The 13,339-nt window shown below is 45.8% G+C and carries 12 protein-coding genes and 1 tRNA gene; 5 read left to right on the top strand and 8 right to left on the bottom strand.

The window, feature by feature from the left end:
* Positions 1-17: 17 nt before the first annotated feature.
* Complete coding sequence (locus tag KG118_RS14960) at positions 18-1,682, top strand: hypothetical protein (protein ID WP_117711686.1); 1,665 nt, start codon at positions 18-20, stop codon at positions 1,680-1,682.
* A gap of 27 nt (positions 1,683-1,709) precedes the next feature.
* Here the strand turns inward: KG118_RS14960 and KG118_RS14955 are convergent, their stop codons facing one another.
* A complete protein-coding gene (locus KG118_RS14955; RefSeq protein ID WP_117711711.1) occupies positions 1,710-2,636 on the bottom strand; it encodes a magnesium transporter CorA family protein in 927 nt (308 codons plus the stop codon).
* Between the two features lie 266 nt (positions 2,637-2,902).
* Here KG118_RS14955 and KG118_RS14950 point away from each other — a divergent pair, with 266 nt between their 5' ends.
* From KG118_RS14950 to KG118_RS14940, 3 genes are all read left to right on the top strand, one after another.
* Positions 2,903-3,070, top strand: coding sequence for a hypothetical protein (locus KG118_RS14950; RefSeq protein WP_158560996.1), 168 nt, complete (start codon positions 2,903-2,905; stop codon positions 3,068-3,070).
* Positions 3,071-3,265: 195 nt separating this feature from the next.
* Positions 3,266-4,780 (top strand): 2,3-bisphosphoglycerate-independent phosphoglycerate mutase, encoded by a 1,515-nt coding sequence (gene gpmI, locus KG118_RS14945; protein ID WP_117711685.1) that lies wholly within the window; start codon positions 3,266-3,268, stop codon positions 4,778-4,780.
* Positions 4,781-4,917: 137 nt separating this feature from the next.
* Positions 4,918-5,499, top strand: coding sequence for a DUF3109 family protein (locus tag KG118_RS14940; protein WP_117711684.1), 582 nt, complete (start codon positions 4,918-4,920; stop codon positions 5,497-5,499).
* A 126-nt stretch (positions 5,500-5,625) separates the two neighbouring features.
* Here KG118_RS14940 and gyrB read toward each other — a convergent pair whose 3' ends face one another.
* From gyrB to KG118_RS14925, 3 genes are all read right to left on the bottom strand, one after another.
* Positions 5,626-7,587, bottom strand: coding sequence for a DNA topoisomerase (ATP-hydrolyzing) subunit B (gene gyrB / locus KG118_RS14935; protein ID WP_117711683.1), 1,962 nt, complete (start codon positions 7,585-7,587; stop codon positions 5,626-5,628).
* 203 nt (positions 7,588-7,790) lie between these two features.
* The gene (rpsT, locus tag KG118_RS14930) at positions 7,791-8,045 is read right to left on the bottom strand and encodes a 30S ribosomal protein S20 (RefSeq protein ID WP_117711682.1); all 255 of its coding nucleotides are present in this window, start codon (positions 8,043-8,045) and stop codon (positions 7,791-7,793) included.
* A 40-nt stretch (positions 8,046-8,085) separates the two neighbouring features.
* Positions 8,086-8,157, bottom strand: a tRNA-Glu gene (locus KG118_RS14925).
* 284 nt (positions 8,158-8,441) lie between these two features.
* On the opposite strand from KG118_RS14925, the gene recO reads away from it, so the two are divergent.
* Positions 8,442-9,170, top strand: coding sequence for a DNA repair protein RecO (recO, locus tag KG118_RS14920; RefSeq protein ID WP_117711681.1), 729 nt, complete (start codon positions 8,442-8,444; stop codon positions 9,168-9,170).
* 99 nt (positions 9,171-9,269) lie between these two features.
* Here the strand turns inward: recO and KG118_RS14915 are convergent, their stop codons facing one another.
* From KG118_RS14915 to KG118_RS14900, 4 genes are all read right to left on the bottom strand, one after another.
* Complete coding sequence (locus KG118_RS14915) at positions 9,270-9,719, bottom strand: GatB/YqeY domain-containing protein (RefSeq protein ID WP_117711680.1); 450 nt, start codon at positions 9,717-9,719, stop codon at positions 9,270-9,272.
* 75 nt (positions 9,720-9,794) lie between these two features.
* Positions 9,795-11,108 (bottom strand): cell division protein FtsZ, encoded by a 1,314-nt coding sequence (ftsZ, locus tag KG118_RS14910; RefSeq protein WP_117711679.1) that lies wholly within the window; start codon positions 11,106-11,108, stop codon positions 9,795-9,797.
* 20 nt (positions 11,109-11,128) lie between these two features.
* Positions 11,129-12,541, bottom strand: a complete 1,413-nt coding sequence (gene ftsA / locus KG118_RS14905; protein WP_117711678.1) for a cell division protein FtsA — start codon at positions 12,539-12,541, stop codon at positions 11,129-11,131.
* Between the two features lie 54 nt (positions 12,542-12,595).
* Entirely contained in the window at positions 12,596-13,333 is a 738-nt protein-coding gene (locus KG118_RS14900) for a cell division protein FtsQ/DivIB (protein ID WP_117711677.1), read from the bottom strand.
* Positions 13,334-13,339 lie beyond the last annotated feature (6 nt).

Genomic DNA, 13,339 nt, shown 5'->3' with positions numbered 1-13,339 from the left:
TTTAAAAGTATGCGACCATGAAGAAAACAGGAGTTTTTATTGCGGGGCTTTTCCTCTCTTTGGCAGGAATGGCTCAAGAAAACAAGGGAGGCATATCTGACTTTATGAAAGAGGAGATAGCGGATTTCGATAAGTTTATGAGCGATGCCGATAAAGAATTCATAGACTTCATGCGTAATCCCTGGAAAGAGTTTGAGGCAAAGAAGCCTGTGGTGAAGCGGGTGAAGCCCGAACCTGTGAAACCGGTCGTCTATGATGAAAAGGTTACGCCCAAGGATGCAGCGCCGGTATGTCTTACGATTGAGGAGATACTGGACATGACCACTTCCGAAGGCAAGCAAAAGCCGGTGATACAGCTGGATGACGTAGATAAAATCACTTTTGACAAACCTGAAGTAATTGTCAAGAAGAAGAAAGACCCTAAGGTCATTATTATCGAAGAGAAGTTGCCTGATAAACCGTCAGTACAGCCCGAGAAGAAACCGGTGGTTGAGGTCGTTGAGCCGGAACCGGTTGTTCCTTCTCCTGTCATTCCGCAGCCCGCAGTAAAACCGGAGACACCTGTCGCCACACCGCCTAAGACTTCTCCGTTGTACACCGCCCAAACAGGACGTAGCAAGATAACTTATGCCGGTGAATCTTTCTATCTGAGCAACGCACTGAGTGGCAAGTGCCGCTTGAGCGGACTGAATGAGAACGCCATTGCTGACGCTTACGAAGCATTATGCAGCTCCAATTACCAACCGTTGGTGGCTGACTGTGCGCAGATAAAGAAGGATTTACGGCTGAATGACTGGGGGATGTTCACGCTGATACGGCAGATATCCGATGCTTATTGCAGTACAACTGATGAAAGTATCGTCATGCAGCAGTTTCTGCTGAATGAGATGGGATATAAGGCTCGTATGGCGCGAAAGGCCACGGGAAACAAGATGATGCTCTTTGTGGCTACGGATTGTAACATCTATGCGCATCCTTATATCACATTGGAGGGGCGCAATTATTACAATATGAGTGGTGATAATACGCAGTGCCAATTCTATATGTGCCCGAAGGATTCTCCGAAAGCTAAGAATCTTGTGGGTATGCGTCTGAATGCAGCTCCTAACTTTTCGGGTACAGTGGCCACTGCCACTCGTCAGGCACGGGGAAGCGCCGCCAAAGTTACGGTGGAGGTTCCCAAAGCCCTTGCCGATTTTTATAAAAGCTATCCTCAGTGTGATTACAGTGTTTATTTCAATGCTACGGTCAACAGTGCTGTCGAGAGCCGGCTCATTTCTTCTTTATCTCCTTTGATACAGGGCAAGAGTGAAGCTGATGCGGCAAATATCCTTATAAACTTTGTGCAGACCGCGTTTCAGTATCAGACGGACGACGAGCAGTTTGGGTATGAAAAGCCGTTCTTTGTCGAAGAGCTTTTCTATTACCCTTATTCCGATTGCGAAGACCGTTCCATGTTGTTTTCTTACCTGGTAAGGAAGTTGCTGGGACTTGATGTGGTGTTGCTGGACTATCCCAACCATATAGCCACGGCCGTTCGTTTCAAAGGAAACGTCAGTGGAGATTATGTCATGGTAAACGGGCAGAAGTATACGGTATGTGACCCTACTTATATCGGAGCCTCCATCGGCATGACAATGCCGAAGTTTAAGACCGTAGCGGCAAAGGTCTTGAGATACTAAGTCTTGAAGATATTAAAGTGGTTCTTTTCAGAACCACTTTATTTTTCTGAACCAGATGAAAGTTATAGCCGACAGTATTGCGGACAACAAGATGATGAGCACAAACGCATGTGGGAAACTTTCCAGATGTATGTCCACATTCATGCCATAGAAACTGGCTATCAAGGTGGGTATCATCAGTGTGATAGACAGACTCGTCATACGTTTCATGATAGCGTTCACGTTGTTGGATATGATGGAAGCAAAGGCATCCATTGTTCCCGTAAGGATGTCGCTGTAGATGTTTACCGTATTATAGGCCTGCTTCAGTTCTATCACGACGTCTTCCAGCAGCTCCATGTCAAGGTAGTCTGTATCTTGGAAGATATTCTTCAGCCGTCCTATCATAACCTCGTTTCCTCGGATGGAAGTGTTGAAGTATACGAGCGTTTTTTGCAACTTCATCAATTGAAGGAGGTCCTCGTTACGGATACTCTTCTCCAGTTCCTTTTCGGCGGTGGCCACATCGTTATTGATTTGTTTCAGGTATTTCAGGAACCATACGGCTGAGGAATAGATAATACGTAAAATCAGAGTCAGCTTATTGTTGACAACAATGCCTTTGCGACGGGTGTGCTGTATGAAGTCCGGTATCAGTTCGGTGTGGTGATAGCATACGGAAACAATGATGTCGTTATTGGTGATGATTCCGATGGGTACTGTGATAAACGGAATACCATGTTGGCTGCTCTGCATGGGAATACGCAGAATGGTGAGCAACCAGTTGCCTTCCGTTTCCGTACGAGGGCGCTCGTCCGTATCGGCAATGTCTTCAAGGAATGATTCGGGAACTTTCAGTTCTTGGGTAAGGAATTGGAAATCGCTGTCGTCCGGGCATTCTACATTTACCCAGCAGTTAGGTTTCCACTCGGCCTTTTCTACGAAGCCGTTTTCGCTGTAGAGATACTTTCTCATTGTTTTGCCTCCTTTCTTTAGTCCGAACAGAGGCATTGCGACCAACGTCTCCGCTCGCTTTAATTGTAAACACTATTGCACGTTCGTGGGTTTGAATCGTCCATAATTTTAATTGATTATGATGGAAAGTTTTGCAAAAGTATGAAAATCAAACCTTACTTCATGTCTTTGTACTGCTTTTTTAGTATTTCTTGTTATTTAGCCTTCGTGGTAAATGCTGTTTTCCCTTGTGTGAAATGCCCCGGTGCCTTGTATGAAATGCTGTGATGCTCCATGTATTTCTTCGTCCCGCAGTTGGCAACCGCAGAGCCCGCAGCTGGCAACCGTACGGCCCGCAACTGGCAACCGTACAGCCCGCAGCTGGAAAACGGGATAATGCACGAAGTGTTGTAGGCTTTTGCATGAAGGAGCACGGCTTTTGGCAGTATGTATAAGCATCTTTTATACAGGGGCGGGAGGGAGCCGCCCTGGGGAGTGTGCCGGGTTTGCCCTCTATAAATGTTATTTTTACTTTTTGAAGTAACATAGTTTGGTTGCTATTTCGTACCTTTGTGCGCGGAAAAACAAATGGTACCTCCGCAGTGTTTTCTATGTGAGAAAGAGATTGTACAATTAAAACAATAATAATTATGAGTAAGAAAGCCCTTTTAATGATTCTTGATGGCTGGGGTGTCGGCGATCAAGGCAAAGATGATGTGATTTTCAACACGCCTACTCCCTATTGGGATAGTCTGTTGGCTACTTATCCGCACTCTGAGTTGCAGGCAAGCGGTGAGAATGTCGGATTGCCCGACGGACAGATGGGTAACTCGGAAGTAGGCCACCTCAATATCGGTGCAGGACGTATCGTATATCAGGACTTGGTAAAGATTAACCGCGCTTGCGCCGACGGCAGTATCTTGAAGAACAAGGAAATAGTTTCTGCTTTCTCTTACGCTAAAGAACACGGAAAGAGTGTCCACTTTATGGGACTGACCAGTAACGGTGGTGTGCACAGTTCTTTCGACCACTTGTTCAAACTCTGCGATATTTCAAAGGAATATGGCATCGAAAATACATTTATCCATTGCTTCATGGACGGCCGTGATACCGACCCGAAGAGCGGTAAAGGTTTCATCGAACAACTGACAGCGCATTGCGAGAAGTCGGCAGGCAAGATTGCCTCTATCGTGGGCCGTTTCTACGCTATGGACCGTGACAAACGTTGGGAGCGTGTGAAAGTGGCTTATGACCTGTTGGTAAACGGTGAAGGCAAGGTTGCTTCCGATATGGTGCAGGCTATGCAAGAGTCTTATGACGAAGGTGTAACCGATGAATTCATCAAACCGATTGTGAATGCCAACTGCGACGGCACTATCAAGGAGGGTGATGTTGTAATCTTCTTCAACTACCGTAACGACCGTGCCAAGGAGTTGACTATCGTTCTGACCCAACAAGATATGCCGGAACAGGGAATGCATACCATCCCTAACTTGCAGTATTACTGCATGACTCCGTATGATGCTTCTTTCAAGGGTGTTCATGTTCTCTTTGATAAGGAAAATGTACAGAATACATTAGGCGAATACCTCGCTGCCAATGGCAAGACCCAGCTTCACATTGCCGAAACGGAGAAGTATGCTCACGTTACATTCTTCTTCAACGGCGGTCGCGAAACTCCGTACGATGCCGAAGAACGTATCCTTGTTCCGTCTCCCAAGGTTGCTACCTATGACCTGAAGCCGGAAATGAGCGCTTACGAAGTAAAAGACAAATTGGTTGAGGCTATCAATACGAAGAAGTTCGATTTCATCGTAGTGAATTATGCAAATGGTGACATGGTTGGTCATACCGGCATCTACGAAGCCATTGAGAAAGCCGTAAAAGCTATCGACGAATGTGTGAAAGATACGGTAGAAGCTGCCAAAGCCAACGATTATGAGGTAATCATCATTGCCGACCACGGTAATGCCGACCATGCTCTGAACGAGGATGGCACTCCGAATACGGCTCACTCTTTGAATCCTGTTCCGTTTGTTTATGTAACGGCAAACAAGGACGCTAAGGTGGAAAACGGTGTGTTGGCGGATGTGGCTCCTTCTATCCTGCATATTCTGGGTATGAAGCAACCGGCTGAAATGACGGGTAAAGACTTGATAAAGTAATTAAGAGGCCGGATTAGATAATTTAGGCGCAGATTACACGGGTTACACGGTGCTTACTCCGTATATGTTCCCGTGTACTCTGCGCCTTATTTCGTTTGTAATATGGCTTTGGGCCTTTAATTTTTTAATTTAAAACAATGTTACAGATTGGTGATATAGTAGTCAGCTTCGATGTGTTGCGTGAGAAATTCCTTTGCAACCTTGAAGCTTGTAAGGGTGAATGTTGTATTGAAGGGGATGCCGGTGCTCCGGTGGAATTGGAAGAAGTGGAGAAACTTGAAGAAGTGCTTCCCGCGATTTGGAATGAACTTTCTTCGGAAGCACGGGCTGTGATAGATGCGCAGGGTGTGGTGTACACGGATGAAGAGGGCGATTTGGTAACCTCTATCGTTAATAATAAGGATTGTGTATTTACTTGCTATGATGAGAAAGGCTGTTGCTATTGCGCCATAGAGAAAGCGTACAGAGAAGGCAAAACGGACTTCTACAAACCTGTTTCCTGCCATCTTTATCCTATTCGTATAGGCGATTACGGCCCTTATAAAGCGGTGAACTACCATCGCTGGGATGTCTGCAAGGCAGCGGTGTTATTAGGACAGAAAGAGGATGTCCCTGTATATAAGTTTCTGAAAGAGCCTCTGATACGCAAATTCGGTGAAGACTGGTATGCCGAACTGGAAGTGGCGGCTGAGGAAATGAAAAAGCAAGGAATGATATAAGAAAAGCTCCGGTCAACAGGTATTTCCTGCCCGTCCGGAGCTTCTTCGTTGTAAGATGTGAGGTTGGTAAATAAAAACGTTATTCGGTGATTAATGACTAAATGCTAATCATTAATCACTGTCCTTTTATGCATCGATATTTGCATACGTTGCATTCTTTTCAATGAAATCGCGGCGCGGACCTACGTCTTCACCCATCAGCATGGAGAACGTGTAGTCGGCTTCGGCGGCATTTTCAAGATGTACTTGTTTCAGCATACGGTTTTCCGGATTCATGGTTGTTTCCCACAGCTGTTCCGGGTTCATTTCACCCAAACCTTTGTAGCGTTGGGTATGGATTGCATTTTCCGAACCGCCGCCATAAGTGTCGATAAACTTCTGGCGTTGCTGGTCTGTCCAGCAATACTCTTTTACTTTGCCCTTGGTGCAAAGGTAGAGCGGGGGAGTGGCAATATACAAGTAACCTTGCTGTATTACCTGCGGGAAATAGCGGAAGAAGAGCGTCATAATCAGTGTGTCGATGTGAGAACCATCGACATCGGCATCGGTCATGATGATTACTTTCTTATAACGCAGCTTGTCTATGTTGGCTTCTTTGCTGTCTTCGCTGTCTACACCGAAGCGGATACCCAAGGCTTGGATGATGTTGTTTACTTCGTCGCTTTCGAATGCTTTGTGCCACATGGCTTTCTCCACATTCAAAATCTTACCGCGAAGCGGCAGGATAGCTTGGAAAGCGCGGTTACGTCCTTGTTTGGCAGAACCGCCTGCAGAGTCACCCTCGACGAGGAACAATTCGCATTCTTCCGGGTCTTTGCTGGAACAGTCGGCTAGTTTGCCCGGCATACCGCCGCCTGACATCGGCGACTTGCGCTGTACGGATTCACGTGCCTTGCGTGCTGCCACACGTGCTTGTGCTGCCAATATCACCTTGTCTACAATTACCTTGGACTCTTTGGGGTGCTCTTCCAGATAGTAGGAGAGCGCTTCGCCCACGGCTTGGTCTACGGCTCCCATAACCTCGTTGTTGCCGAGCTTGGTTTTGGTCTGCCCTTCAAACTGCGGTTCGGCCACTTTGATAGAAATAACGGCGGTCAGACCTTCGCGGAAGTCATCACCGGATATCTCTACTTTTGCCTTTTCCAGCATCTTGTTGTCCTCGGCATATTTCTTTAATGTACGGGTCAGCGCACGGCGGAAACCTGCCAAGTGAGTACCACCTTCAATGGTATTGATATTGTTTACATAAGAATGGATGTTCTCGTTGTAGGAAGTGTTGTACATGATGGCTACTTCCACCGGTGTACCTTGCTTTTCGGTGTTGATGTAGATGACATCGTTCACCAGATGCTCGCGGGAAGAATCGATGTAGCGTACAAACTCCTTCAAGCCCTCTACGGAATAGAAAATTTCTTGTTTGTAACTTCCGTCTTCTTCTTTTACGCGAAGGTCGGTCAGCGTGATTTTGATTCCGGCATTCAGATAAGCCAACTCGCGCATACGAGTTGCCAGAATATCGTAATTGTAGACCGTTTCGGTAAAGATTGTATCATCCGGCCAGAATTGTTGGCGTGTACCTGTAATCTCGGTAGTGCCGACTTCCTTTACCGAATAAAGCGGATGTCCGCATTCGTATTCTTGCTGATAGACTTTTCCGTTACGGAAAACTTGGGTAGTCATGTGCGTGGACAATGCGTTCACACAAGATACGCCGACACCGTGCAGACCACCGGATACTTTATAAGAGCCCTTGTCGAACTTACCACCGGCGTGCAGCACAGTCATAACAACTTCGAGAGCTGATTTCTGTTCTTTTTCGTGAAAGTCTACCGGAATACCGCGTCCGTTATCTTGTACGGTGATAGAGTTGTCTTCGTTAATGGTAACCTCGATGTGGTCGCAATAACCGGCGAGCGCTTCGTCAATAGAGTTGTCTACAACCTCGTAAACCAAGTGATGAAGTCCCTTGATACTAATGTCGCCGATATACATGGCGGGACGTTTACGTACGGCCTCCAAACCTTCCAAAACTTGGATGTTACTGGCCGAGTAATTGTTTTCGCCGTTTATCTTTTCTTCTTCAGTCATAATCTAATTTCTCTTATTGTAATAACAAAGCAAAAATAGTGAAAATCCTTGATATATCATGCCTGTGCTCTGATAAATTTGGGTCGTTTACAGCTTTTTAGCATCGTGAGGACTTGCTTTGAGAATGTGGTGCAGGAATGATGTGAATGCAGAAAAGGCCGGACTAAAAAGTCCAGCCTCTCATATCTTTTTTACTTATCAGCTTAACCGAGCTTGTTGATGTAAACCGCCAACTTAGACTTCAAGTTGTTCGCTTTGTTCTTGTGGATTATGTTAGTCTTAGCCAACTTATCCAACATCTTGGTGATACCAGGATACATAGCTGTTGCTTCAGCTTTATCTGTAGTAGCGCGAAGCTTGCGAACAGCGTTTCTCATGGTCTTACCATAATATCTGTTGTGAAGTCTTCTTGTCTCTTCTTGTCTGATTCTCTTCAGTGATGATTTGTGATTTGCCATCTCGACTAATCTTTTTTTAATTCGTTTATTCTTTTAATTGTAGCCCGTGGGGGAATCGAACCCCCCTTTCAAGAATGAAAATCTTGCGTCCTAACCGATAGACGAACGGGCCATCCTTTGGTGAGCGTTTCCGCTCTTGCATCCGCTTTTCCTTTCGTTTGCGGTTGCAAAGGTAGAAACTATTTTTGAATTGGCAAACATTTCTGATGAAAATTTTATAGCATTTCTCAGGTAATTCCTTTATTCTTGGATTTTATCTACTGATAATCAGGTGTATATATGTATTGTATTTTTTATTCTTTTACCTCGTTTTTTTATTCCTCTTCTTTAAATTCTGTGGTTTCATGCTTTTTTTGTAGCTTTGTTTGCAGGATTGAAACTTGACAAAGGACGGAAATGTTACAGAAAACACAGGGAATCGTATTGCATTCTTTAAAGTATAAGGATACTTCTATTATAGTGGACATCTATACAGAGGTATCCGGACGGGCTTCTTTTTTGGTTCCGGTATCCCGTTCGCGCAAGGCGGCGGTGAAGTCGGTATTGTTCCAACCTTTGTCCTTGGTGGAGCTGGAAGCGGATTTTCGGCCGAATACTGCTATATATAAAGTAAAAGAAGCGAAATCGCTTTATCCTTTTACTTCCATTCCTTATGACCCTTATAAGTCTGCTATCGCTTTGTTTTTGTCCGAGTTCCTATATCGTGCTTTGCGTGAAGAAGCGGAAAACCGTCCTCTGTTCGCTTATTTGCAGCATTCCATTATTTGGTTGGATGAGTGCGGCAGCGGTTTTGCCAATTTTCATTTGGTCTTTTTGATGCGTTTGTCCCGTTTCCTCGGATTATATCCTAATTTGGAAGATTACCGCAGCGGTGATTTCTTTGATTTGCAGAATGCTTGTTTTACCCCGTTGCGCCCGCAACTACACTCTGGCTACATAGGCCCGGAGGAGGCATCTCGCCTGACGGGGTTGATGCGCATGAATTACGAAACGATGCATCTCTTTGCCATGAGCCGCACCGAACGTGCCCGCTGTCTGACAATAATGAATGAGTATTACCGTTTGCATCTGCCCGATTTTCCCGTATTGAAGTCTTTGGAGGTTCTGAAAGAGTTGTTTGATTGAGTTTCGCCCGCAATCATTTGTTTATGGTGTAGAAAAACTATAAACAAATGATTGCGGGCGAGTGATATGGCTCTACTTATATTGGGAACGGAGGAACTCTTATCCCAACAGTTCTTTTACTTTGGCTGAAATGGCACGTCCTTCGGCAAGTCCGGCAAGTTTCTTGCTGGCTACGCCCATTACCTTGCCCATGTCTTTGCCACCGGTAGCGCCTACTTCGGCAATGATTGTTTTCAGGGCAGCTTCCAGTTCTTCGGGAGACATCTGTTTGGGCAGATATGCTTCCATGACTTTCACTTGTGCCAGTTCTGCATCGGCAAGGTCCTGACGTCCTTGTTGTACATAAATTTCGGCAGCATCTTTGCCTTGTTTGGTCAGTTTCTGAATGATTTTCAGGGCGTCGGTATCGGTCAGGGTATCATTGGCTCCCGGAGCAGTCTTTGCTTCAAGGAATACTTTCTTTACGTTTCTCAAAGTTTCCAGGGCTACTTTATCTTTAGCCTTCATTGCGGTTTTAATGTCTTCGCTGACTTTTTCAAATAAATCCATCTTATTATATTTATAGTTTTATTATTTGCAATTTGCTATCTCCGGTCGAAGTTTTCGAACCGTCGCGTCGGCAGTTTAGAAAGTAATTACGTTGCCATTACCGTTTTCGGTTTCTTGGGCTTCTTCGGTAGCGAGCATTCCGGCTTCCTCCGCCTTGATTTTAATTGTAGCCAGTGTACTTTTATCGCGCAGGTAGGTGGGAGAGTTCTCTACCATGCTGATGATGTCAGTATTGTCCATATCTTCGGGGTTGAAAATATAAATATGCCGGCGGCGCAGACGTTGGTACTTGGCATTGGCATCCTTTCCGTAGTATGTTTCGCGGCGTGAGCGTCTCTGTTCTTCTTCCTCTTCCAGTTCGGCAAGGCGTTTTTGCTCTTCTGCAGTACGCTGAGTGATGCGTTCATCCATTTCTTTCATATGAATATCCTGAATGCCGAAGCCGGTGGCAAGTAAGGTAATCTTGACGCTTTGTCCCAGTTCCGGATCTTCGGCCATACCGAATTTGGTTTCGAAGTCACGGTTGAAACGGTTCATAAATTCCTTTACTTCATCCATTTCGCTCATCATCAGTTCATGGTCGGGACTGTAGGAAATATTGAGCAATACTTTCTTGGAGTTGAAGATGTCATTGTTATTGAGTAGCGGAGAGTGCTGTGCATTTTTGATGGCTTCGCTGACGCGGCTTTCGCCTTCGCCGTAACCGGTACTCATGATAGCTACCCCGCCGTCCTTCATAACTGTTTTTACATCGTTGAAGTCGAGATTAATGATGCCTCGCATAGTGATGATTTCGGCAATGCTCTTGGCGGCAATCAGCAATGTGTCATTTGCTTTGGCAAATGCACTGGTAACGGAGAGGTCCGGATAAATCTCGCCCAGCTTCTCGTTGTTGATGACAAGCAGCGCATCTACATGTTTGCTGATTTCTTCTACACCGTCCAGTGCCTGATCTATCTTTTTATCCCCCTCCCAGCGGAAAGGAATAGTGACGATGCCGACGGTCAGTATATCCATATCTTTGGCAATCCGGGCAATGGTAGGGGCTGCGCCGGTACCAGTGCCGCCACCCATGCCGGCGGTGATGAATACCATTTTCGTACCGTCATTCAGCATACCTTGCACTTCGTTAATGCTTTCTTCAGTTGCTTCTTTCGCTTTCTTGGGGCGGTTTCCGGCTCCCAATCCTTCGTGCCCCAGTTGCAGTTTGACCGGAACCGGAGATTCTTCCAATGCTTTGCGGTCGGTATTGCAAACGACGAAAGCAACATCATGTATGCCTTCCCGATACATATGGTTTACGGCATTACCGCCACCACCACCTACACCGATAACTTTAATAATCTTTGGTGAATCGGTCGGAAAATCGAATTGTGCTATATCATCCATGATTATATAGTTTTTTTGAATTATTTCATATCGTCATCTGAGAATATCTCGTTGGAGAGTTTGTTGAAGGTTTTTTCAAACCAGCTGGGACCTTTCTTCTTCTCTTTATCTTTCTTCTCCCGGTCTCTACGTTCTTTCTCTCTGCGCTCCTTTTCCTCTTTCTCGCGTTGAGCTTTGGCGGCACGGGCTGCGGCTTCCTGTTCTTTCAGGGCTTCGTCATTGCCGAACATATCTACCGGTTTGGGCGTGGGATTACCGGCAGGTTGTGCAGGCTTTACCTCTTGCCGGCAGCAATTTTCATTGCCTGCGGCAAGAAGGCCGAGCAATGTATTCTGCATACCGTCTTTGGTCAGCACGTCACTGAAGCCGTGAATCGTATTATGGACAAAGCGCATTGTTTTTATCTTCTCTATTTTGCTGTGCTTGCGGAAAGCTTCTTCAATGTTCTTCAGGTTTGCGCCGCCACCGGTGAATACTACTCCGGAGAACAGCTTGTCTTCATAGCCGGAGAGTTGTAACTGGTTCCATACGTTGGCAAGGATTTCTTCGGCACGGGCTTCGATGATGTTATTCAGTGTGGCCTGTTCGATAGTGCGTCCGTCGTCCAGCGTACATACGGCGGGAGTTTCGCTATCTTCCTCTTCTTCGTAAAGGGCGTTGCCGTATTGCAATTTCAGTTTTTCGGCATCTTGTTCCTCCATTTGCAATGAGGTGATGTCACGGGTGATGGTGTTTCCGCCCAAAGGCAATACACTCAGGTAGCGGAGAATGTTGTTCTTATAAACTGAAATAGTAGTTGTATCGGCGCCAAAATCCACCAACGCACAGCCCGAGCGCATTTCATTTTCCGTTAAAACGGCATTTGCCAACGCTATCGGGGCGATGAGAAGGTCGGCTATCTCTACCTTTGCCTGCTCAAAACTGTGTTCCAGATTCTTCTTGAGTGAAGCGCGGGCTACGATATTGAGGAATTGTCCTGTGATATGCTGCCCTGCCACTCCTACCGGGTCGGCTTGGAGGTTATTGTCTATCTTATATTCTTGAGGGGCAACATCCAGTACACTCATGTCTGCCAACGGCACTTCAAGGTTCTCGTCGCAGATAGAGTCTACCAGCTCTTGTGAGATGATGCCTTCCTCTTCCAGTGTACGACTTACCGCATTTTTTACTGTGCGCAATGATTGTCCGCCGATGCCTACATATACTTTGGCAATGGAGTTGTTAAGCTGGCTTTCCAGTTTGTTGGTGATGGAAGTCAATGCCTGCGCTGTCTTATCTATGTTGTAGATGACACCCTTGTGAATGAACGAGGAGGCGTCTTCACGTGCATAAGCCAACACCTGAATACTTCCGTCACTGTTCTTCTTTCCTGTGATACCGGAAATCTTGGAAGAACTCAACTCAATAGCGGCGATGAAATCTGTTGTTGCCATAACTATTTTATTTACTATTTTACTATTTACTGTCTACTATTTGCTACACGGAAACTATTCTCTTTTCGTGCAGATAATCTGGTTACCGAATTCAACACTGATGCGGGAATATTTGTTCCAGCCTACTTTGTTTAAGCCTTTTTCGTAGAATGTCTTTACTCGTTTCAGTTTTTGTTCGAAACCATCTAATTTGCCGAGGTAGATGATATGGTCGCCTACACGCGGTACTAACTCTATGTTTTTGCCCGGTAATACATGGATCTGTTCGATTTGTGCATCCCAGAACGAATTCTTTTGCAAAAATACACCAAACTTATATAAATCCCTCATGGCAAACGACTTTTCTACGTTTCCGGTTACAATGGCGAGGTGTGCAACGCACTTTGCATCAGGCGGCATCACTGTGCCTTTGTTGTCCAGATAGTAGTTATCGCCATTGGCACTCATTATCCGCAGGATTGGAATGCGTTGGCTTACTTCGATACAGAGTTTGCCGCTTGGTGTCTTGTAACATTCCACTTCGTCGATAAGCGGATGCTTGGAGAGTACCTGTTCTAAAGTCTTGGTGCGGATACGATCCAAGTTTTTGCCTATGGGGCTGATGCCTTTCTTCTCCAGCATGGCGGCTACTTCCTTTTTCGTGATGAAACCGGCGTATACCGTATCCTTGATGACCAACTCTACATCGCGGCACACCTGACCGACCGGCTTTCGGTTGAAAGCGGTAACGGCTACTACCAGATAGGCGAGGACAAGCAGCAGGACGATGGAGAGTAAAATCCGTTTAATCATAGGCTT

Source organism: Bacteroides propionicigenes (assembly GCF_018390535.1).
Classification (GTDB): Bacteria; Bacteroidota; Bacteroidia; order Bacteroidales; family Bacteroidaceae; genus Bacteroides; species Bacteroides propionicigenes.
The sequence above is the reverse complement of the archived record's forward strand: the minus strand, read 5'-3'. Positions and strand labels throughout refer to the sequence as shown.